This window comes from Amycolatopsis albidoflavus (assembly GCF_039525725.1).
GTDB lineage: Bacteria > Actinomycetota > Actinomycetes > Mycobacteriales > Pseudonocardiaceae > Amycolatopsis > Amycolatopsis albidoflava.
Window position 1 is genome coordinate 83,163 of record NZ_BAAAHV010000026.1, and the last position, 20,186, is coordinate 103,348.

General features: G+C 69.3%; 18 protein-coding genes. 10 read left to right on the forward strand and 8 right to left on the reverse strand.

All coding sequences use genetic code 11. From position 1 onward, the window contains the following. The first annotated feature begins 10 nt into the window (after positions 1–10). From ABD156_RS40530 to ABD156_RS40550, 5 genes are read left to right on the forward strand one after another with little or no spacing between them, the layout of a single operon-like run. Positions 11–958, forward strand: a complete 948-nt coding sequence (locus ABD156_RS40530; RefSeq protein ID WP_344286350.1) for a cation diffusion facilitator family transporter — start codon at positions 11–13, stop codon at positions 956–958. Positions 959–980: 22 nt separating this feature from the next. Continuing rightward, a complete protein-coding gene (locus tag ABD156_RS40535; protein WP_344286351.1) occupies positions 981–1,145 on the forward strand; it encodes a hypothetical protein in 165 nt (54 codons plus the stop codon). Between the two features lie 21 nt (positions 1,146–1,166). Continuing rightward, a complete protein-coding gene (locus ABD156_RS40540) occupies positions 1,167–1,514 on the forward strand; it encodes a BlaI/MecI/CopY family transcriptional regulator (RefSeq protein WP_344286352.1) in 348 nt (115 codons plus the stop codon). Then, positions 1,511–2,404 carry a M56 family metallopeptidase gene (locus ABD156_RS40545; protein WP_344286353.1) on the forward strand — a complete coding sequence of 298 codons (894 nt, stop codon included), beginning with the start codon at positions 1,511–1,513 and terminating at the stop codon, positions 2,402–2,404. Before ABD156_RS40540 ends, ABD156_RS40545 begins: the two co-directional genes overlap by 4 nt. A gap of 49 nt (positions 2,405–2,453) precedes the next feature. Further along, positions 2,454–3,626, forward strand: a complete 1,173-nt coding sequence (locus tag ABD156_RS40550; protein WP_344286354.1) for a L,D-transpeptidase — start codon at positions 2,454–2,456, stop codon at positions 3,624–3,626. A 60-nt stretch (positions 3,627–3,686) separates the two neighbouring features. Here ABD156_RS40550 and sbnA read toward each other — a convergent pair whose 3' ends face one another. From sbnA to ABD156_RS40575, 5 genes are read right to left on the reverse strand one after another with little or no spacing between them, the layout of a single operon-like run. Beyond that, positions 3,687–4,661: a 2,3-diaminopropionate biosynthesis protein SbnA gene (gene sbnA / locus ABD156_RS40555; protein WP_344286355.1), complete on the reverse strand. Its 975-nt coding sequence runs from the start codon at positions 4,659–4,661 to the stop codon at positions 3,687–3,689. Positions 4,662–4,703: 42 nt separating this feature from the next. Then, positions 4,704–5,771 carry a 2,3-diaminopropionate biosynthesis protein SbnB gene (gene sbnB, locus ABD156_RS40560; protein ID WP_344286356.1) on the reverse strand — a complete coding sequence of 356 codons (1,068 nt, stop codon included), beginning with the start codon at positions 5,769–5,771 and terminating at the stop codon, positions 4,704–4,706. Next, entirely contained in the window at positions 5,768–6,781 is a 1,014-nt protein-coding gene (locus tag ABD156_RS40565) for a TauD/TfdA family dioxygenase (protein ID WP_344286357.1), read from the reverse strand. Before ABD156_RS40565 ends, sbnB begins: the two co-directional genes overlap by 4 nt. Positions 6,782–6,816: 35 nt before the next feature. Further along, a complete protein-coding gene (locus tag ABD156_RS40570; RefSeq protein ID WP_344286358.1) occupies positions 6,817–9,300 on the reverse strand; it encodes a non-ribosomal peptide synthetase in 2,484 nt (827 codons plus the stop codon). A gap of 32 nt (positions 9,301–9,332) precedes the next feature. Next, entirely contained in the window at positions 9,333–11,834 is a 2,502-nt protein-coding gene (locus ABD156_RS40575) for a Pls/PosA family non-ribosomal peptide synthetase (RefSeq protein ID WP_344286359.1), read from the reverse strand. A 959-nt stretch (positions 11,835–12,793) separates the two neighbouring features. Between ABD156_RS40575 and ABD156_RS40580 the strand changes: the two genes are divergently transcribed. Then, complete coding sequence (locus tag ABD156_RS40580; protein WP_344286360.1) at positions 12,794–14,005, forward strand: AMP-binding protein; 1,212 nt, start codon at positions 12,794–12,796, stop codon at positions 14,003–14,005. On the opposite strand, the gene ABD156_RS40585 is transcribed toward ABD156_RS40580, so the two are convergent. Next, positions 13,953–14,540: a nitroreductase family protein gene (locus tag ABD156_RS40585; RefSeq protein ID WP_344286361.1), complete on the reverse strand. Its 588-nt coding sequence runs from the start codon at positions 14,538–14,540 to the stop codon at positions 13,953–13,955. The two genes, ABD156_RS40580 and ABD156_RS40585, sit on opposite strands and share 53 nt — an antisense overlap. 188 nt (positions 14,541–14,728) lie before the next feature. Next, positions 14,729–15,625, reverse strand: coding sequence for a helix-turn-helix transcriptional regulator (locus ABD156_RS40590; protein WP_344286362.1), 897 nt, complete (start codon positions 15,623–15,625; stop codon positions 14,729–14,731). Between the two features lie 311 nt (positions 15,626–15,936). Between ABD156_RS40590 and ABD156_RS40595 the strand changes: the two genes are divergently transcribed. The 3 genes from ABD156_RS40595 to ABD156_RS40605 are packed head-to-tail and all read left to right on the forward strand — an operon-like array spanning position 15,937 to position 17,881. Further along, entirely contained in the window at positions 15,937–17,268 is a 1,332-nt protein-coding gene (locus ABD156_RS40595; RefSeq protein ID WP_344286363.1) for an MFS transporter, read from the forward strand. Next, entirely contained in the window at positions 17,265–17,582 is a 318-nt protein-coding gene (locus tag ABD156_RS40600; protein WP_344286364.1) for a carboxymuconolactone decarboxylase family protein, read from the forward strand. The genes ABD156_RS40595 and ABD156_RS40600 overlap by 4 nt, the downstream gene beginning before the upstream one ends. Before the next feature lie 29 nt (positions 17,583–17,611). Beyond that, positions 17,612–17,881, forward strand: a complete 270-nt coding sequence (locus ABD156_RS40605) for a cupin domain-containing protein (RefSeq protein WP_344286365.1) — start codon at positions 17,612–17,614, stop codon at positions 17,879–17,881. Between the two features lie 24 nt (positions 17,882–17,905). Here the strand turns inward: ABD156_RS40605 and ABD156_RS40610 are convergent, their stop codons facing one another. Then, positions 17,906–18,790, reverse strand: a complete 885-nt coding sequence (locus tag ABD156_RS40610) for a helix-turn-helix transcriptional regulator (protein WP_344286366.1) — start codon at positions 18,788–18,790, stop codon at positions 17,906–17,908. A 138-nt stretch (positions 18,791–18,928) separates the two neighbouring features. Here ABD156_RS40610 and ABD156_RS40615 point away from each other — a divergent pair, with 138 nt between their 5' ends. Next, positions 18,929–20,146 carry an MFS transporter gene (locus ABD156_RS40615; RefSeq protein ID WP_344286367.1) on the forward strand — a complete coding sequence of 406 codons (1,218 nt, stop codon included), beginning with the start codon at positions 18,929–18,931 and terminating at the stop codon, positions 20,144–20,146. Positions 20,147–20,186: the final 40 nt, after the last annotated feature.

Sequence of the window (20,186 nt, forward strand, 5' to 3'; positions counted from 1 at the left end):
ATGGTGCGGGGTGAGCGAGCACAAGACGGGGCACGGCCACGGCCACGGGGTCGCGGCGGGCGCGGACCGCACGTGGCTGGTGCGGGCGCTGGTGCTGATCGTCGGGTTCATGGCGGTCGAGCTGGTCGTCGGCCTGATCGCCGGGTCGCTCGCGCTGATCACCGACGCGGGCCACATGCTCACCGACGCCGCGTCGATCGTGCTCGCGCTCGTCGCGATCCGGCTGGCGGCACGTCCGGCGAAGGGCGGGTTCACCTACGGGCTCAAGCGCGCGGAAATCCTGTCCGCGCAGGCCAACGGGATCACCTTGCTGCTGCTGACCGCGTGGTTCCTCTACGAGGCGGTGACCCGGCTGATCGATCCGCCGGAGGTCCAGGGCGCGCTGGTGCTGGTGACGGCGCTGGCCGGGATTGTCGTGAACGTCGCGGCCAGCTGGTGCATCAGCCGGGCGAACCGGTCGAGCCTGAACGTCGAGGGCGCGTTCCAGCACATCCTCAACGACCTGTACGCGTTCATCGCGACCGCGGTGGCCGGCGCGATCGTGTGGCTGACCGGGTTCGCCCGCGCCGACGCGATCGCGGCGCTGGTGGTCGCCGCGCTGATGGCGAAGGCGGGCTGGGGGCTGGTCCGCGAGTCCGGCCGGATCTTCTTGGAGGCCGCGCCCGCGGGGATCGATCCGGAGGCGGTGGGCGAGCAGGTGGCGTCGGTACCGGACGTGGTGCAGGTGCACGACCTGCACATCTGGCAGATCACCTCGGGCGAGCCCGCGTTGTCCGCGCACGTGCTGGTGCGGCCCGCGGCGGATTGCCACGCGGTGCGGGCCGGGATCGAGGAGATCATGCGGTCCCGGCACCGGCTGGACCACACGACGCTGCAGGTGGACCACGTCGACGAGGACCGGGCCGAGCATTGCGAAGGATCGCACGGGCCGACTTACCGGTTCACCGGGCGCAGCTGAGTCCGCGAACGAAAGGACCCGCATGCAAGCCAATCTGGCCGCGGCTTCGTCCGCGGGCGGCTGGACGCTCCTGGCAATTCTCGTGGTGCTCGCGATCCTGCTGACCGCGATCGGCGTCGCGCAGGCCCGCGATCCGGCCCGGCGCTCTCCGGAAAGCGAGGGGGAGAGCGGGGACGAACCGGAATGATCGAGCCCTAGGATGCGTGGCGTGCAAGGACTCGGCGAGCTGGAATCGGCGGCGATGGACGTCTTGTGGCGCGCGGGCGAAGCGCGCACGGTCCGCGAAGTGCTGGAGGAGCTGAACCGGGACCTGGCCTATACGACGGTCCTCACCGTGCTCGATCATTTGCACAGCAAGGGCTGGGTGGCACGCGAAAAGCGCGGCCGCGCCTACTGCTACACGCCGACGCTCTCGCGCGAGGAAGCCGCGGCTCGGGCGATGCGGAATCTGCTCGCTGACGTCGGCGATCCCGAAGGAGTGCTGCTGCATTTCGCGCAGTCGGCGTCCGAGGGCGAGCGGGCGGCATTGCGGCGCGGGTTGCGGAAGCGCTCGTGATCGTCTCGGCGGCGCTCGTCGTGACTGCGGCGGTGGTGGGTTTCTGCGGACCGCTCCTCCTGCGTTGGGTGTTGCGGGCGCGGATGCCTGCGCGACTGCGGTTTGCCGCGTGGATTCTGTTGCTGGGCAGCATGATCGCCGCCGGAGCCGGTGCGGTGGCGACGGCGTTCGGGCCGGGGCACGAGGCGGCGCGGCGGTTGGTCGCATGGCTGCGGCTCGACACCTTGCGCCACCAAGAAGTGCTGCACCTGGACGAGGTGGTCGGCGTGTCCGGCGCGCTGCTCGCGCTGGGTGCGGCAGGAGCGTTCGCGCTGGCCTCGATCCGCCGGTACCGGCGTCAGCTTCGATTGCATGACAGGCATTTCGCGGAATTGTCGATGGTGTGCCGGGCCAGTGCGGGTGTCTGGTGGCTGCCGTCGGAGGAGAAGTTCGCCTACAGCATCGCCGGAAAACCTGATCTCGTCGTGCTTTCCGAAGGGCTCGCGAGGGACCTTTCCGAGCCGGAACTCGCGGCGGTGGTCGACCACGAACGGTCCCATCTGCGCGGACGGCACCATCGGCTGGTCGGCTTCGCGCACGCGGTGTCGGCGGCGTTGCCGTTCGTTCCGCTGGCTCGGCAGTCGCCGGAGTTCGTTGCCGCCGCGGTGGAATTGAGCGCGGACGCCGCGGCCGGCCGTCGACACGGACCGGCGACGGTCAGCGCGGCGTTGCACCGGATGCACCCGGTGCGTTCGGCGGCCACCGCGCTCAGGCTCGAGCACCTCGCCCGCGGCCACGCGGCAACCGGCATTCTCGCCCTCGCGACGGCCGCGTTACTCCCGGTGAGCACGGCCGCGACCCTGATCGTCGCCGGAGCATGGACGGCGGCTCCCGCCCTGCTCCACGCCTGACCGCTATGACTACTATGTCCGTTAGTAATCGCGAACGGGGGCAGATCAGGTGCTGGGGCGAAAAACGCAGATCATCGCGGGGATCCTCGCCGGGCTGGCGCTGACGGCGGGGTGCACGTCCGCACCGGAGCCCGGCCCCGCCGCCGGAAACGACCAGAAGACCAGCGCCGCCCCGGTGCCCGCGACCCTCGACCTCGGGCCGAAGGACGGCTCGAACGACGTCGCGCCCGGTGAACCTGTCACGGCGGCGGCCGGAGGTTCCACGCTCAACGAGGTCACCCTCGCGGCCGCGGACGGGACTCCGGTACCCGGCGAGATGGACGCCGCGAAGCAGCGCTGGAGCAGCGGAAAGCCCCTGGAATACGGCACGAAGTACACGCTCACCGCGCGCTCTACCGGCGCGGACGGCAATCCGGTGACCCGCACCAGCACCTTCACCACGGCGACCGCCAAGGCGCAGGCGTACCCGTCGGTGATCCCGCTCGACGGCGAGACCACCGGCGTCGGCATGCCGATCACGATCAAGTTCTCCGCGCCGGTCGCGGACAAGGCCGCCGCGGAAAAGATGCTCACCGTCACCTCCGACAAGCCCGCGACCGGAGCGTGGCGCTGGTTCGGCGACGACGAGGTGCACTACCGCACCAAGGAATACTGGCCCGCGTACTCCACGATCACGCTCGACATCAAGATCGCCGGCCGCGCGCTCGGCAACGGGGTGTTCGGCAAGGCCGACCGCAAGATCAGCTTCAAGACCGGCGCGTCGATCATCTCGAAGGTGTCGGACAACGAAAAGCAGATGCGGACGTACAAGGACGGCCAGCTCGTCCTGACGTCCCCGGTCAGCCTCGGCAAGCCGTCGGCGCGCAGCGTTTCGGGCACCATGCTGATCATGACCGTGCAGTCCCCGTACACAATGGACTCCAGCACGTACGGCGTGCCCACCGACGCGCCGGGCGGCTATCGCACCACGGTCAAATACGCGCTGCGGCTCACCAACTCGGGCCAGTTCCTGCACTCCGCACCATGGTCGGTCCGGCAGCAGGGGCACTCCAACACTTCGCACGGCTGCCTCAACGTCAGCGTGGAGAACGCGAAGTGGTTCTACGAGAACTCCCATCGCGGGGACGTCGTGACGGTGACCGACACCGGAGCGGACCTCAAACCCGGCGACGGCTGGACGGACTGGCGCTTCAGCTGGGACGAATGGCAGAAGAAGGTCTGACCCCGCCGGGTGGCGGCGCACCGGGGGATGCCGGTACGCCGCCCGCGCTGGTCAAACGGATCAAACGGATTGGCGGGGCTGCGGGGAAAGCACGTCCTCTCCGTAGATGCCCTGCAGCCAGTTGGTCTGGTAGATGGTGTCGAGGTACCGCTCGCCGAGGTCCGGGGCGATGGCCACCGCGGTCAGGTGGTGCGCGTCGTGTTCGGACAGCCAGCTGGTGGCTCCGCTGACGACCGTCCCGGTCGAGCCGCCGAACAGGAATCCGTTGCGCGCCAAGCGGTGGCACGCCCGGACCGAATCCGGTTCCTCGACAAGGACCACGTCGTCCACATAGGACTCGTCAAGAATCGCCGGGCGCACGCTGGTGCCGAGACCCGGCAGCATCCGCCGACCAGCCGGGCCGCCGAAGGTGACCGAGCCGACGCTGTCGATCGCGACGATCCGCACCGGACGGTGCCACTGCCGGAAGAACCGCGCGCAGCCCATCAGGGTGCCCGTGGTGCCCGCGCCGACGAACAGCACGTCGAGGGCGGGGAACGCGGCGGCGATCTCCGGCCCGGTCCGGTGGAAGTGCGCGCCCCAGTTGTCCGGGTTGGTGTACTGGTTGAGCCACACGTAGCGCTCGTCCGACGCGCACAGCATGCGCACGTGGTCGATGCGCGCCCCGAGGAAACCGCCCTCGGGACTGGGTTCGGTGATGATGTGCACCTCGTTGCCGAGCGCCTCGATGGCGCGCCGCGTCGCGAGGTTGCAGCGGGAATCGGTGACGCACAGGAACTTGTACCCCCGGCTGGCCGCGATCATGCTCAGCGCGACGCCGAGGTTGCCCGAAGAGGACTCGACGATGATCGAGCCCGGCCGCAGCAGGCCGTCGCGTTCGGCCGCGTCGACCATTTCGGTGGCGGCCTTCAGCTTGATGGAGCCGGCGAAGTTGAAGCCCTCGCACTTGAGGAAGAGCGAATAGCCGAAACTCCAGCGGAGGTCGACGTACAGCGCCTCCTCGTTGAAGGCTTCGGGAACGGTGATGACTGGCACGGTTTTTCTCCTCGTCAGAAAAAGCTCAGGGGCGGACGGCGCTCAGCCATACCGGCGCAGGTCGTGGAAGAAGTCCTCGATGACGTGCAGTCCGCCGGTGCCGGACACTCTCTCGTGGACGAAGGCCCCGACCGCGAGGTCGAGGACGCCGAGCCCGAACGGGGAGAAGATCAGCGGCTGGTCGGCGGGCGGGCTGATCCGGCCGGTCAGCACGTCGTCCAGGGTGCCGAGCAGGAAATCCCGGCTGCCGGTGCGCTGCTCGACCAGATGCGGCGAAGTGTTGGCCTTGAGGCAGTGGTCCACATCGTCGACGAGGTTCGCTGACGCCAGCAGGACTTCCGGTGCCAGATCGCGCAAGGAAACGTGCAGTACCAGCGGATTGTGCGAGAACCACGAGGGATCGTGCACGTGCGGCTCGCCGGCGATGGTCGCGAAGATCACCAGATCGCTGTCGCGGATCAGGCCTTCGGCCGTGTCGTGCACGCTGATGTCGTCGGCGAACCCGGACTGCTCCAGGTAGCCGCGGAACCCGGCGGCGCTGTCGGCGTGCAGGTCGTGCACGTTGATCTCGTCGAACTCCCAGCCGGTGCCGGCGAGGAAGGTGTGGATGTAGCGGGCGATCAGGCCGACGCCGAAGAACCCGACGCGCCGGGGCCGTTCCCGCGTCCGGCTGAGCCAGTCCGCGGCGAGCGCGGCTGACGCGGCGGTCCTGGTCGCGCTGATGATGGAGCTTTCCAGGCAGGCGAACGGATACCCGGTCGCGAGGTCGTTGAGGATCAGCACCGCCGACGCCCTCGGGATCCCGGCGGCGACGTTGCCCGGGAAGCTGGAAATCCACTTCACGCCCGCGACGTTCGTGTCCCCGCCGAGCGAGGCGGGCAGGGCGATGATCCGGTCGGCCGGGCGGTCCGGGAAGCGCAGGAAATACGACGGCGGGTTCACCGAATCGCCGGTGCCGTGCACCCGGTAGGCGGTCTCGACGAGGTCGACGACCTCCCGTTCGCGCCCGGCCAGCGCCTGCTGGACCTGGGCGCCGGAGATCACCGCGAACGGCGGCACCGCGCCCGGACCCGCGGGCGCGGATTCGGCGGTGAAAGATTGCGTGGTCACTGGGTTTTCCCCTCGGAAGCGAGCGAGCAGTCGGAAAGTCGTACCGGGTCGGCCAGCCCGACGAGCACCTCGCGCGGGCCCTCGTAGGCGTCCCGGCTGTGCGCGGTGCGGACGTTGTCGACCAGCAGGAGGTCGCCCGCCTGCCACGGTTCGCGGACGGTGTGCTCCTCGTACACCTCGTTGAGCAACTGCACGACGTCCTCGCCGATCGGGTCGCCGTTGCCGAAGCGGGTGTTGAACGGAAGCCCGTCCGCTCCGTAGATGTCGACCAGGTACTCGTGCACCTCGGGCGCCATCGTCCACTCGTTGAGGAAGGCGATCTGGTTGAACCAGCAGCGCTGGCCGGTGACCGGATGCCCGACGATCGCGTGGCGGCGCTGCCGGGTGCGCAGTCCGCCCTCAGACTGCCATTCGAACTCGATCCGGTTGGCGCGGCAGTAGTCCTCGATCGCGGAGCGGTCCTCGGTGCCGAACGCTTCGGCGACCGACGCCCCGATCTCGTCGTTGAAGCTGCGGGTGAGCAGCCAGCCGTCTTGCTCGAACCGGGCGCGCAGGTCGGCGGGCAGCGAGGCCAGCACGGCGGTGGAATCGCTGACGCCGGTGACGCCGCCCGAGGACGGCGGGCTGACGCAGGCGAAGAGCAGCAGGCCCGGGAACTCGAGGGTGTAGCTCAGTTCGTGGTGCATGCACATCGGCTGGTTCGGCGGCCATTCGGTCGAGGAGTGCACCCCGCCGGGGTAGGCGGCGCGCGGTGCGAAGGCTTCCCGCTCGGTCATCAGCAGGTCGGTCAGCCTCCCGAACACGGCCGCGACCGCGGTCTGGTCGGCGAGCCCGAGACCGCGGACGAGCACCGCGCCGTATTCGGCGACGAGTCTTCGCACCGTCTCCCGGTGCGTGCTCGCCCAGCCGGCCGGGTCGCCGCCTGCCTCGGCCCGCAGCACCGCGGGCAGCCCGGGACAGAAATCCGGCTCGGGCGGGGAAGTCTTCGGCAGGAATTTGGACAACGACATCGTGGAATCCCTTCGATTTCCGCGGTTGCAGAGGGTCAGGAGCTTCGGGACGAGGAATCGGACCGGCTGTCGATCAGCGCGGCCAGGTCGGCGAGCACCGGGTGCTTGGCGACGTCCTTGATCGAGACCGCGCGGTCGAGCGCGATCGCCAGCTTGACCGCGGACAGCGACGTGCCGCCCCGGCCGAAGAAACTGTCCCGGCGGCCGATCTGGCCGGACCGGATGCCGAGCACCTGCGCCCAGGCGCCGGCGAGCCGCTGTTCGGTTTCGGTGACCGGCTCGTCGTAGTCCTCGTCTACCGCGTCGAGTTCGGCGGCGAGCGCGGCGAGGTTCTTCTTGTCGATTTTTCCGTTGGCGGTCAACGGCAACTGCTCCCGCCAATGGAACGCCGAGGGCAGCATGTACTCGGGCAGCGCCGCGCCGAGCTGGTCCCGCAGCAGTTCGAGGTCGAGCTGCTCGCGGCTGGAATAGAACGCGACCAGCCGTTTGCTCTGCCCGCGTTCGGCCACGACCACCGCGCCGTCGCGCACGCCGGGCACTCGCAGCAGCGTGTTCTCGATTTCGCCGATCTCGATCCGGAAACCGCGGATCTTGACCTGCGAATCGCGCCTGCCGAGGAATTCGACCTTGCCCTCGGGCAGCCAGCGGCCGTGGTCGCCGCTGCGGTAGAGCCGGGCGTCCGGCCGGTGCGGGTCGGTGGTGAAGGCCCGCGCGGTGCGCTCCGGATCGTTGATGTAGCCGCGGCCCACGCACACCCCGGAGAACACGATCTCGCCGGGCGCGCCGAGCGGGACCGGGTCGAGGTTTTCGTCGACGATGTACACGCGCACGTTCTGCACCGGCGGCCCGAGCGGCACCCGCTCCCGCGTCGGCGCGCGGTCCATCACCTCGTGGTTGGTGTCGTCCGAGGTCTCGGTGAGGCCGTAGGCGTTGACCAGCTTGACGTCCGGCATCGTGGCGAACCAGCGCTGCGCCAGTTCGGTCTTGAGCGCCTCGCCGGTCACCGAAACGCAGCGCAGATCGGGCAGCGCGACCGGGTTCTTGTCCACCGCGGTCAGGACGACCTCGAGGTAGGAGGGCACGACCTGCAGCACCGAAACCCCGCCGCTGCCCAGCCGGCCCACGAACCGGTCGGCGTCCAGGATCACGTCCTGCTCGATCAGCAGGGTCTTCGCGCCGACCAGCAGCCCGGAAACCAGCTGCCACAGCGAGATGTCGAAGCACTGCGGCGCGACCTGCGCCACCACCGAGTCCTCGGTGATGCCGAGGTCGTTGATCTTGGCGTAGAGATGGTTGACCATCCCGGCGTGCTCGCACATCGCGCCCTTCGGCTCGCCGGTCGAACCCGAGGTGAAGTAGATGTAGGCGAGCTGGCCGGACTCGACGGCGACGGCGAGATCCTCGTCGGAGTGGTCCTCCTCGTACGCGGCGTCCACGAACAAGGTGCGCACGCCGGGCAGCGATTCGACGGCCTTGCGCAGCGTGGTCGTGCTGCCGGGTTCGGTCAGCACCAGTTCGCAGTCGGCCCGGCGCAGCGTGGTCGCGATGCGGTCGGTCGGGAAATGCGGCTCGATGGGCAGGTAGACGCCGCCTGCCTTGAACACCGCGAGCACGGCGGCCATCCAGTCCAGATTGCGTTCGGTGACCACCGCGACGACGCCCTCGCGCCGCAGCCCGCGCGCCACCAGCGCCCGCGCCAGGCGGTTGGCGCGCCCGTTGAGCTCCCGGTACGTCCACTGCCGGTCGCCGTGCACCGCCGCGATCGCGTCCGGACGGCTGGCGGCGTTGCGCTGGAACAGCTCGTGGCAGCGCAGATCCGGGACCTCGACGTGCGGCCCGGCGAGGCCTTCCAGCTGCAGCTTCAGTTCCGCGGACGACAGCAGGGTGGTTTCGCGGTGCGGCGCGGTGACGTCGGTGCGGATCAGCGCGAGCGCGCTCAAGTGGTAGCCGAGAACGCGTTCGGCGCTTTCGGAATCCAGCACCTCGGTGCGGAAGCGCAGCCGCAGCGTCTCCAGATCCGGCGAGACGTCCAGCCGCAGCACAGTGTCCCCGGCGAGATCCCCGGCGGTGCCGGTCGGGTCGAAGACCGTTTCGAACGGCGGCGCGATGATGCCGAGCTCGGTGCGCAGTTCGTCGACCGGGAAGTCCCGGAAGGCCAGGGTCTGCGCATCGACCTCCGCGGTGTGCTCGATCAGTTCGCGCCAGGTGCCGGATTCGGTGCTCAGCCGGCAGGGCAGCGGCGCCCCGCCGGGCCCCGCGACGTAGCCGGTGCACACCTGCGGCTCGCCGGAGAGCGCGGCGAGGACCTTGGCGTGCGCGGCGAGCAGCACCGAACTCAGCGGCACGCGCAATTGTTCGGCCAGCAGCCGCAGCCCGGTCGCGATCCCGCGGGGGATCGGCGTCTCGTGGTCGCCGATCGCGGAGCCGGCCTCCAGCGTCCAGCGCGGGACGCTGGTGCGTCCGCCGGCGGTGAGTACCTCGCGCCAGTGCTCGCGAACCGCTCCCAGTCCGGTTCTCATGGGTCGTCCTTCCCGTGGTTGTCGTTGCTCCGTCACGATTTCCCCGCCAGCTGGCGGCGGACAGCCCGGATTTCGTGCGCGGGGTTCCCGCCCCAGTGCGCGTGGTCCGGGACCTCAGTGCCCTTCATGAGGAAGGAATGGGGGGCGAGCGTCGAGCGGTCGCCCATCGTCACGCCGTAATGCACCAGCGCGCCGGTGCCGACTACGCAGCCGCTGCCGATGGAGATGCGGTCCATCTTGAAACCGCCGTCCTCCTGCGAATGGCATTGGACGACGGACCCGATGTTGAGGGTGACGTCGTCTCCTATGCGCACCAGCGTTTTTTCGATGATGCCCGTGCCGTCGTCGAACAGGCGCTTGCCGACCTTGACGCCCAGCAGCCGCCACAGCACGCTCTTGAACGGGGTCCCGTCGAGCACCCGCAGGTGGGTGTTCGTCGCCGCGGCTTTCCAGAACCGTTCCTGCCGCCAGAACCGCCGGTCGTAGATCGAGCACGACAGCGGGCGCAGTGGCCGGATCAGCACGGTGATCCGTTCCAGGGCGACGAAATAGACGATGCCGTACAGCAGGAAAGCGAGCGTGTCGATCGCGAACAGCGGGGCGCCGATCAGGTCGTAGTAGACGTCCGAGGCCCAGGTCAGCAGGAGCAGTCCGTAGAAGAACAGCCAGTGGGACAGCGCGTACAGCAGCATGCCCCCGGCGTTGTGCCGGGTCTTGGCGGCCAGCTTGCGGCGGAATTCCTCCGGCGTCTTCGGGTGGTCGAACTGGCTGTCGCGCTCCACCGAGCGCGGGATTTCGAAGCTGGGGGAGCCGAGCAGGCCGACGCCCTCGCGCACCGGGCCGTCGAGCGGCACCAGGACCTTCGTGGCGAGCAGGCAGTTGTCCCCGGTTCTGGCCCCGGCGGGGTAGGCGACGTGGTTGCCGAGGAAGTTCCGAGCCCCGACGCGCACCCGGGAAAGGCGGAAGGAGGTGGTGGTGTACTCGGCGTTGATCACCGAGAGCCCGTCGGCGACCATCGTGCCCGCCCCGGCCTCGAACAGGTACGGATTCTCGTATTTCTCCTCGAGCCCGAAGTTGGACCCGGTCTGTTCTTTCTTGGACACCCTGCAGCCCAGCGCGCGCAGGTAGTGCACGATCGCCGAGCTGTCGCCGAAAAGCGTCTTGAAGAACCGCAGGTTGGTGAGCACGCGGATGGCGCGGTGCGCGGTGTAGCGGAAGGTGTAAAGGCGGTAGACCTCGCCGGGTTTGAGCGCGAGGTTCAGCAGCCGCGGCACGAACGTGACGATCAGGAAGCCGGTCAGCCGCAGGCCGAAGTACAGGATGAAGGAGACGACGAAGGCTTTCCAGTAGAACTGCGGCTCGGCGAAGTCCAGGACGGCTGTGCCGAGTCCCATCGCCGGGCTGAGGTTCGGCAGCGTGTTCAGCACGAAGCCGAGCAGCCCGAGCACCAGCGGGGCGAGCAGGAAGACCGCGGTCAGGGTCTGGCGCACGGCGAAGAGCGCCCGCCGGACGCTGCCGCAGGCCCGCGGTTCGACGCGCCGGTACTGCACGTCGGCGGGAACGGCGGGGACGCCGTGCCAGCTCTGCCCCTCCGGAACCGATTGCCCGGCGTGCAGGGACGACGCGTGCCCGAGCTGGGCGCCTGCGCCGAGCCGGGTTTCGATGTCGATGACGGACATCTCGCCGACGTAGGAGTGCGCGCCGATCGCGACCGGGCCGGTCCGGATCACGCCCTCGTGCGCGCGATAGGTGGTGAAGTAGGTGTCCTTGCAGATCACCGCGCCTTCCCCGACGGTGAGCAGATCGGTGCACACCGGGACGAAGCGCGAGAAGATCGTGACGCCCTTGCCGATCTTCGCGCCCAGCGCGCGCAGGTACAGCGAGTAGAGCGGGGAGCCGACGAACAGCGGGACCAGCAGGTTCCGCTGGACGAGCGTCTTGACCACCCAGAACCGGACGTAGCCGAGGCTCCAGGTGCGGATCTCTCCCGGCTTCCAGCGGCCGACGAGGATCCATTTGAGCGCGATCGGAAGGGTGCACAGCACCGCCAGCACCACGGCGCCGAAGACCACCGCGCGCAGGTAGTAGTGGAGCAGGCCGGTGCCGGCCAGAATCCAGTCGGTGCCGACGCCGAGCACCTGGGCCACGAGATAGGAATAAGCGAAGAAGATCAGCAGCTGCAGCGTCCCGCAGCCGAAGTATTCGAGCCGGCTCGCCCGCTTCGGCGGCTCCGCGGGGGCGGGCGCCGGCTCCTCGGCCGGGACCTCTTCGGTTTCGGCCAAAGCGGAGACGAGACTGGCGATGGTCGGATTCCGGTAAATGTCCTTGATGGAGACGGCGGGAAGATCGGCACGCTTGCGCACTCGTGCGCAGAACTGTGCCATCACGAGCGAGTTGGCCCCGAGATCGGCGAAGAAGTTGCTGTCGACCGACACGTTTTCCTGCCCGGTGACATCGGCCATCACCTGGGCGAATGCTTCTTCGGTGTCGGGTGCCGGACCGGGGCGGGCGGTCGGGTACTCGGTGAGATCCATATGCCTAATGATCGGTGGATGTAACGCCGACGTAACCTACGGACGTCGGTGTTGACAATTTCGTGACCTGTTCGATGCGAGTCCCGGTTGACAAATACGACACGAGCCGGGATTGAGGTCTAGACCACGCAAAGAACCATTAATCTGGCAAAGGGGACCAACGCCGTGAATACCCTTTATTTTTCAACAGCCAGTGGCGGTTGTCGACGGATCCGGGACGGTCCGGCGAAGGGTTCCGGTGAAGTCTGATCGTCGTCGTGCATTTACCGCAAACCGATCCTCCGCACGGGCGATGTTACCAGGATTTCCCCGCTTTCGGGGGCCGGATTCCCCTGTTGGCGGAGGTTGGGCTGGTCCGCTGGGGTGAAATCCGTGGCACGACGAGTGGCGCGAAGTCGCTGTGCGGAGACGGTTTCGGGCGGCGGTCCGGCTCCGCCGTGCTCGCGGAGGGCGCCCGTCAAGGTTCCTTGGTCCTCGAATTCGGTGACATTGTGTTCCGGACCTGAATATGCAAGCGCTGCTTCGCGGGATTGATGGCACTTTCGAGGGAATTGTCGTCCCGGGTCGTGGGTTTGTGCCATTGAGGTGAGATTCGCGGCGAACGGATGATTTCGTTGCGCTGTTCGGGGTATGTCGCACTGCTCTGCCGAAGTTTCGCCGCAGGTGCGCCGTCCGGAGCCGAGGTCTGCCGGAGGGCCGCGCGTCGGGATTCCTGGGAGAAACGGCCGAACGCGGTATTCCCGCGTCCGGCGGCGGCGGGGCGGAGGCGTCGGCCCGGTCTCTGGAATTATGTCCCTTCTCATGGTTTTCTGGCTGTATTGAAACATTTTCGTGTTGTCCGGATTTCCCGGATCGCGCCAGAGGGGAAAACATGAAGGTGGAGCCGGTGCTCTCGTCCGCGCTGAGATTCGGGTGATGCGGCAATGTCCGACGCCGCGAGTGCGAAAACGATTACCGTTATGCTTCTCCGGCAGGCGGCGAACCGGCCGGACGCCGTGGCCATTCGCGACCGGCTGGACGTCGTGACCTACGCGCGGCTGGTCGCCGAAGCTCGCCGTATCGCGCGGAATCTGGCGGTGTCAGGCGCTCCTCCCGGCGGAATCGTCGCGGTGGCCGCCAAGCGCACTCCGGAATTGCCGCCGTTGCTACTCGGAATTCTTCTGGCTGGCTGCGCGTACAGCGTCTTAGACGTGCGCTGCTCCGAAACCCGGCTTGCCGCCTTGGTGTCCGCCCTGCGTCCGGCGGTCGTCACCGGCGACGCGGCCGGTGGACGCGCCCTGGCCGCGGCGTCGATCGACCACGTACCGGTAGAACGCCTCCGCAAGCCCGGCGACGGACCCGCGCTTCCCGGCCCGCGGCCGACTGACCCGGCGACCGTGTTCTGGACTTCGGACTCGACGACTGTTCTCTCGCCGCACCGGGCAACCATTCGGCTGGTCGCGGCGTGCGGATGCGTCCCGTTGGGTCCGGCCGCCGTCACTCTCTGCGCCGCCGCGACGTCGGGGACTGTCTTCGCCCTGGAACTGTGGGCGACGCTGTTGTCCGGCGGAACCGTTCTCCCGTACCGGAAAGATCAACTCGCGCCCGCCGACATCTCCGGCGGCGTCCGGCGCGGGGCGACTCATCTCTTTCTGGACTCGGCCCAGTTCGCCGCCGTCGCGGACGACGCGTCCTGTCTGTCCGGGCTGCGAGCCCTGACCGTCGGCGGCGACCGGCTCGACCCGGCGAGCTGCCGGGCCGTGCTGGCGGCCTGCCCGTCTCTGGCGCTGTACAACGCTTACGGCGCGGTCGAAAACTGCGGGGTCGCAACGATCCACCGGGTCAGCCAGGCCGATCTCGACGCCGACGGCGGCATCCCGCTGGGCCGCGCGGTCGCGGGCACCGGTGTCGCAGTGTGGGACGGCGCCAAAGCGGTACCGGCCGGTGAACGCGGAGAAATCGCGCTCACCGGCGCCGGCTTGGCGCTCGGCGGCCTGCCTGCACCGGAACGCACCGCTGTCTTCCCGGAACTGGACATCGACGGCGTGTCCCAGCGGGCTTACCTGACCGGCGACCGCGGCTGGCTCGACGAATCCGGCGTGCTGCGGCTCGCCGAACCGGCCGCCGCCGCGCGCCGGGCTACCACTGTCCGAAGTGGACAGTCTCGCTTTCCGGCTTCCGCCTGCGAGTAGCCGGGGACGCTCCCGCCGAGATCTTGGCGTCGGCGTCGTACCCGATGGCGATCGCGCCGACCGGCTCGTGGCTGTCCGGCACGCCGAATTCGGTGCGCACCTTGGCGTAATCCTCCGCGCCGATGCCGAAATACACCGCGCCGAGCCCCTCGTCCACCACGGTCTGCAGGATCAGCAGGACGGCCATGCCGGTGTCGATGTACCAGAACGGCACCGGCCAGTGGTCCTCGCTGCGGTCGGTCCAGCCCTTGTCCGGCTGGGCGTAGCGGTCGAGGTAAACGTCCTTCACCGAAAACGGGATCACGATCACCGGTGCGGCTTTGAGACCCTCGTCCAGCGTCCAGGACTCGAGGATGCCGGCGAACCGCCGCACGTCGTCGCCCTGCAGCACCAGGAATGCCTGCCCCTGCGAAAACCCGGCGGACGGCCCGCGCAACGCGTTGCGCATGATCCGCCGAAGGCTCTCCTCGGGCACCGGCTCGTCGGTGAACTTGCGCACCATCCGCCTGCGCCGCACGACTTCCTGAAACTCCATCGCTGCCCCCCTGGGAGAAGTTTTCGGGCAACTGTAGCGGGTTTCCCGTGCCCACGGCTTGATCGCGCCGGGGATTTCGGTGGCGAGGGGCCGGAGTGGTACCTCGGGCGCGGGCTTGTGTGGAGCGGCTTTCTGGCGTTTCGCCCGTGGCCCTTGGCGGTTCGGGCGGCCGCGGCGGTTCTCTGGCGCTAGCGGCCCGATCCGGCGGCGATTTCGGTCGCCGCCCAGCTGGCGAGGAGCCGGAGCGATTCCTCGGACGCCGTGTCGGGCGCGGCGGTGTAGGCGGTGAGGGTGAGGCTGGTGTCCGTGGTGAGCTGCATGGCCTCGAAGTCGATGGTGAGTTCGCCGACCGCCGGGTGCCGGAAGTTCTTGACGCCGGTGCGGTGGAGGCGGACGTCGTGGGCGGCCCAGCGGGTGCGGAAATCGTCGCTGCGGGTGCAGAGTTCGCCGATCAGGTCGGAGAGGCTCTTGTCGTGCGGGTCGCGGCCGGCCTCGGTGCGCAGGATGGCGACGGACGTGTGGCAGGACTTCTCGTACTCGGGGAAGAAGTCATGGGCGGCCGGGTCGAGATAGCCGAAGCGGGCGAGGTTGGGCGGGGTGTGCTCGCCGGCGCGGGTCGGGCTGTCGAAGACGGGGGAGTAGAGCGCGCGGGCGAGCGGGTTGGTGGCGAGGATGTCGAGGCGGCCATTGCGCACGAACGCGGCGGTGGTGGTCATCGAATCGAGAATGCGCTGCACGATCGGACTGACGCGCTGCGGCGGACGGCGCCGCTGCCCGCCGCTGTGGGGCCGGCCGGCGGAGTTGGCGGTGCGGGCGAGGTCGAAGAGGTAGCCGCGCTCGGCCTCGTCGAGCTGCAGCGCGGCGGCGACGGCGTCGAGAACGCTGTCGGAGACTCCGGCGAGGTTGCCTTTTTCGAGGCGGGTGTAATAGTCGGCGGAGACGCCCGCGAGCAGCGCGACCTCCTCCCGGCGCAGCCCGGGGACCCGGCGATTGCCGCCGTAGACGGTCAGCCCGGCCTGCGCGGGCGTGATCTTGGCCCGGCGGGTGACCAGGAAGTCCCGGGCCTCGCTGCTCTTGGCGCTCATGCCCACCACGGTACGACGGGCCCCGCGCGCGAGGGGGGTTCTGCCAGGACCCGGAACGACGCGACCTGCCGAAACGGCGGGGAGCGGGGTTCGCTCGTGGGGTGAGTGCTTCGGATGTTCGCCGGTTTCGCGGGGTTGCTGCGACCACCTCGGTGCCGCTGCCCGCGAGCCTGGGCGATTTCGGCGGGCGGGGCTTGCCGCTCGAACGGAGAGCGGCTGCGTCGGGTCCTGCCTGGCTGGGCAGTGTTGCGACGTCTTTCGGCGCGATTCGGGGCCTGTCGCGCGGGCGGAGGGCAACATCGTCCAGCACCGTGGCTCCGAAGCCCACCTCACCGAATGCCCGAGGCACCACAGCCACCCTGCTCGCAGCCCTCCTCGGCTTCTTCGTAGTCACCCTCGACGCCGTGATCGTCAACGTTGCGCTGCCCGCCATCCGGGCCGACCTCAGCAGCGGGATCACCGGACTGCAGTGGGTCGTCGACGCCTACACCCTCGCGTTCGCCGCGTTCCTGCTCTCCGCCGGGTCCCTCACCGACCGGATCGGGGCGAAGCGGGCGTTTGGCTGGGGGCTGGGCGGGTTCGTCGTGGCGTCCGCGGCTTGCGGGCTCGCGCCGTCGCTCGGGGCGCTCGTGGTGTTTCGGCTGGTGCAGGGCGCTGCGGCGGCGGTGGTGATGCCGTCGTCGATGGCGTTGATCGGGCAGGCTTATCCGGATCCGGTCAGGCGCGGTCGCGCGGTCGCGGTGTGGGCGATGGGCGGCGCGGTCGCGTCGTCGGCCGGGCCGGCGCTCGGCGGGGTGCTGACGCTCGCCAGCTGGCGGTGGATTTTCCTGGTCAACGTGCCGGTCGGCGCGGTGGCGCTCGTGCTGCTGGCCCGGGTCGCGCGGTCGGTCCGGCATCGGGTGCCGTTCGACTGGGCGGGGCAGGTCAGCGGGGCGGTCGCGATGGCGGCGCTGGTGCTCGGGGCGATCGACGCGGATCGGGTGGCTTTCGGGGTCGCGGTGGTCGCGTTCGCCGGGTTTGTCGCGGTCCAAGCGAGGGTTAGGCATCCGATGGTGCCGCCGGAGCTGATCCGGACCCGGGCGGTGGCGGTCGCGGTGGTGATCGGGTTCGCGTTCATGGTCGGCTACTACGGGATGCCGTTCGTGCTGAGCCTGTCGCTCCAGCAGCGGGGGCTTTCGGCGCTGGACGCCGGTGCGGTGTTCCTGCCGATGATGCTGGCCGGGCTGGTGCTGACTCCGCTGGTGCCCCGGCTGGTGGAGCGCGTCGGCGCGCGGCTCGTCGTGGTGACCGGGTTGCTGGTGATGACGCTCGGCCTCACCGCGGTCGCGCTGACCGTCGGCAGTGCACCGGTGTGGGTGACAGCGGCGCTGATGGTGCTGGTCGGCCTCGGCGGTCCGACGGTGATCCCGCCGGTGATCGCGGTGCTGCTCGCGGCGGTGCCGGGGCATCAAGCGGGGACGGCGAGCGGGGTGCTCAACACGAGCCGTCAGCTCGGCGGTGCGCTGGCTGTCGCGGTGTTCGGGGCGTTGCTCTCGGCCGGGATGGGGAGCGGGACGCGGCTCAGCTTGCTGCTCGCCGCCGGAGTCGCGGTGCTCGCCGCCTTGGCGGCCTACAAAGGACTGTCTGGAAAGGACAAAGAATGACCGAAGAGAAAACCGGCGCGGAGAAGATGTTCGGCGATTTCGCCCCGGCGCTGGTGCGGTTCACCGACGACGTGCTGTTCGGCCAAGTATGGCGGCGCACCGAGCTGACCTCGAAAGAACGCAGCCTGGTGACCGTCGCCGCGCTGACCGCCAACGGCAACACCGGGCAGTTGGGGTATCACCTCGGCCTGGCCAAGGAAAACGGCAACACCGAAGCCGAACTGATCGAAGCCATCACGCACCTCGCGTTCTACACGGGCTGGCCGCAGGCGATGGCGGCCATGGCGGTCGCGAAGAAGGTCTTCCGCGAATAACCTCGCCACCGCGACGAAAGGACGATTCCATGAAACTCATCCCGGTCAACGACACCGCCAAGGCTCCCGCCGCGGCGTTTACCGGAGACGTTTACGTCACTCCGATCAAGAAGGCGCAGGCGCCGTCGAGGCTGATCGCCGCGCTGGTCCGGTTCACTCCGGGAGCCCGCACCAACTGGCACTCTCATGCCAACGGCCAGACCTTGCACGTCACCGAAGGCGTCGACGACGGAGACGGCACCACCTGGCTCGAACCGGTCACCGATGAGCAATACGCTGCCGCGCAACAGAACAGCTGACCAGTATCTGTCTATTAAGGACAGTCACGTCGCGGGGTGGGAAATTTCGGCGGGCGCTGCCTTCCAGCTGGCCAAGACCTTCAGCCGTTCCTCCGACGTGCTGCCCGGCTCGGCGGTGTAGGTCGTCAGATCGTGCATCGCCCGCTGGCCCAGCGGCAGCTCGAGCGATTGATACGTCAGTTCGAGCAATCCGACGTCGGGATGCTGGAGCCGTTTGACGCCCTCGTGCCGGATCCGGACGTCGTGCGCGGCCCAATGATCGCGGAAAACCGGGCTGGCCGTGGAAAGTTCGCCGACGAGTTCGCGCAGGGCCCGGTCGTGCGGCTCGCGCCCCGCCTCGGCGCGCAGCAGGGCGACGGTCGCGCTCGCGGCAGCGTCCCAGTCCGGGAAGAACCTCTCGGATTCGCGGCCGAGGAAGAGATAACGGGCGATGTTCGCCCGGCCGTGCTCGGCGGTGGCCGGGCTCTCGTACACCGGCGCGTGCAGGGCCCTGGCCAGCGCGTTGCTCGCGACGATGTCCTGGCGTCCATTGCGGACGAAGGCCGACGACAGCGTCATCGAGTCGAGCAGCCACTGGATCCGGTCCGGGACCCGCACGTCCTTGCGTCGCGAGGGCGCGCGCCGGGCGGGCCGGGCGGCGCGGGCGAGGTCGAACAGGTAGGTGCGTTCGTCGTCGTCGAGCCGCAGGGCCTTGGCGACCGCGTCCAGGACTTCCTCGGACACGCCGCCGATGTGTCCTTTCTCGAGCCGGGTGTACCACTCGGTGCTGACCCCGGCGAGCACCGCGACCTCCTCGCGGCGCAGGCCCGGGACCCGGCGGCGCGCGCTGGTCGGCAGGCCCACCTGCTCGGGCGTGATTTTCGCGCGGCGACTGGCGAGGAAGTCGCGGATGTCGGCACGGTTGTCCATTCCCTCACGATAAGCGCCGTGCGCCTCCGGAGGGGGGTTGAGCCGGTACCCCCGCAAGCTCGACCTTCTTGCGCGCGGCCCGCGCGGGTGTAGTGGGCAGTGTCCGCGAAACGCATTCATCCCGACACGAGGTTCGCCATGCCCGACGAAGCCGCTCCGGCTTCTTCCCGTCTGCCGCTGGTCGTCTACGTCCTGGCAGTCGGCACTTTCCTGATGCTCACCACCGAGTTCGTGGTGGCCGGCATCCTGCCCGAGATCGCCGTCGACGTGCGGGTGGACGTCGCGAAGGCGGGGTTGCTGATCACGGTGTTCGCCGTTGGGATGATCGTCGGCGCGCCGGCGATGGCGATGCTCACATTGCGGCTGCCGCACCGGCTGACCCTGATGCTCGCCCTGGCCGCGTTCGCCGCGGGACACGTGATCGTCGCGCTGAGTTCCGCGTTCGCGATGCTGCTCGCCGCCCGGTTCCTCACCGCGCTGGCGACCGGCGCGTTCTGGGCGCTCGCCGCGGTGGTCGCGACCCGCGTGGCTCCGGCGGGCACGAGTTCGCGGGCCGTCGGCGTCGTGAACGCGGGCGGCATGCTCGCGACCGTGCTGGGCGTCCCGCTCGGTGCGCTCGCGACGCAGTTTTTCGGCTGGCGCGGCACTTTCTGGGCGCTGGCGGTCCTCGCGGTCGCGGCGATCCCGCTGATCGCCCGGCACGTGCCCGCGAGCGGCGACGCGCACCAGGCAGTGTCGATCCGGGCGGAACTGCGGGCACTACGGTCTCGTCGGCTGCTGCTCGCGCTGGCGGCCTGCGCGGCTACGACCGGCGGCGTCCTCGCGGCGTACTCTTACCTCGCCCCGCTGCTGACCGGCCGTGCGGGAATCGCCGAGAACCTGGTGCCGCTCGTGCTGGCCGGATTCGGCGCGGGGTCGCTGGCCGGCTCCATCGCGGGCGGCCGGCTCGGCGACACCCATCCGCATGCGGCCACGATCGCGGCACCCGCGGCGACCGCGCTCGTTCTGCTGGCGATGTGCTTCGTTGCCAGCGCGGCGGTGCCGACCACGGTTTTGGTTGTCCTGCTGGGGTTCTTCGGGCTCGGCGCGAATCCGATTCTGATCTCGCTGGCCGTTCGCTACGCTGATCACGCGCCGACTTTGGGGTCTTCGCTGAGTGTCGCGGCTTTCAATCTTGGGACCGCGGTCGCGTCGTGGGTTGGCGGGGCGGCGCTTGAATCCGGGCTGGGTACTGTCGGGCCGGTGGCGGTGGGGGCGGTGATCTCGGCACTGACGCTGATCCCGGTGCTTGGGCTGTGTTTAATGGCGCCGAGTTTAATGGCGTCGACTTCGTCGCCGCGGCGGGATCGCCTTTAAGTCGGCGTGCGGAGGGGCAGTGCGCACGGCCCCCCGGGCC

What these genes read in the sequence shown, in the direction of transcription:
- ABD156_RS40565 (WP_344286357.1), bottom strand. Translation starts at nt 6,781, where the DNA reads ATGTCGTTGTCCAAATTCCTGCCGAAGACTTCCCCGCCCGAGCCGGAT.
- ABD156_RS40575 (WP_344286359.1), bottom strand. Translation starts at nt 11,834, where the DNA reads ATGGATCTCACCGAGTACCCGACCGCCCGCCCCGGTCCGGCACCCGAC.
- ABD156_RS40580 (WP_344286360.1), top strand. Translation starts at nt 12,794, where the DNA reads ATGCTTCTCCGGCAGGCGGCGAACCGGCCGGACGCCGTGGCCATTCGC.
- ABD156_RS40605 (WP_344286365.1), top strand. Translation starts at nt 17,612, where the DNA reads ATGAAACTCATCCCGGTCAACGACACCGCCAAGGCTCCCGCCGCGGCG.
- ABD156_RS40590 (WP_344286362.1), bottom strand. Translation starts at nt 15,625, where the DNA reads ATGAGCGCCAAGAGCAGCGAGGCCCGGGACTTCCTGGTCACCCGCCGG.
- ABD156_RS40615 (WP_344286367.1), top strand. Translation starts at nt 18,929, where the DNA reads ATGCCCGACGAAGCCGCTCCGGCTTCTTCCCGTCTGCCGCTGGTCGTC.
- ABD156_RS40600 (WP_344286364.1), top strand. Translation starts at nt 17,265, where the DNA reads ATGACCGAAGAGAAAACCGGCGCGGAGAAGATGTTCGGCGATTTCGCC.
- ABD156_RS40610 (WP_344286366.1), bottom strand. Translation starts at nt 18,790, where the DNA reads ATGGACAACCGTGCCGACATCCGCGACTTCCTCGCCAGTCGCCGCGCG.
- ABD156_RS40535 (WP_344286351.1), top strand. Translation starts at nt 981, where the DNA reads ATGCAAGCCAATCTGGCCGCGGCTTCGTCCGCGGGCGGCTGGACGCTC.
- ABD156_RS40570 (WP_344286358.1), bottom strand. Translation starts at nt 9,300, where the DNA reads ATGAGAACCGGACTGGGAGCGGTTCGCGAGCACTGGCGCGAGGTACTC.
- ABD156_RS40585 (WP_344286361.1), bottom strand. Translation starts at nt 14,540, where the DNA reads ATGGAGTTTCAGGAAGTCGTGCGGCGCAGGCGGATGGTGCGCAAGTTC.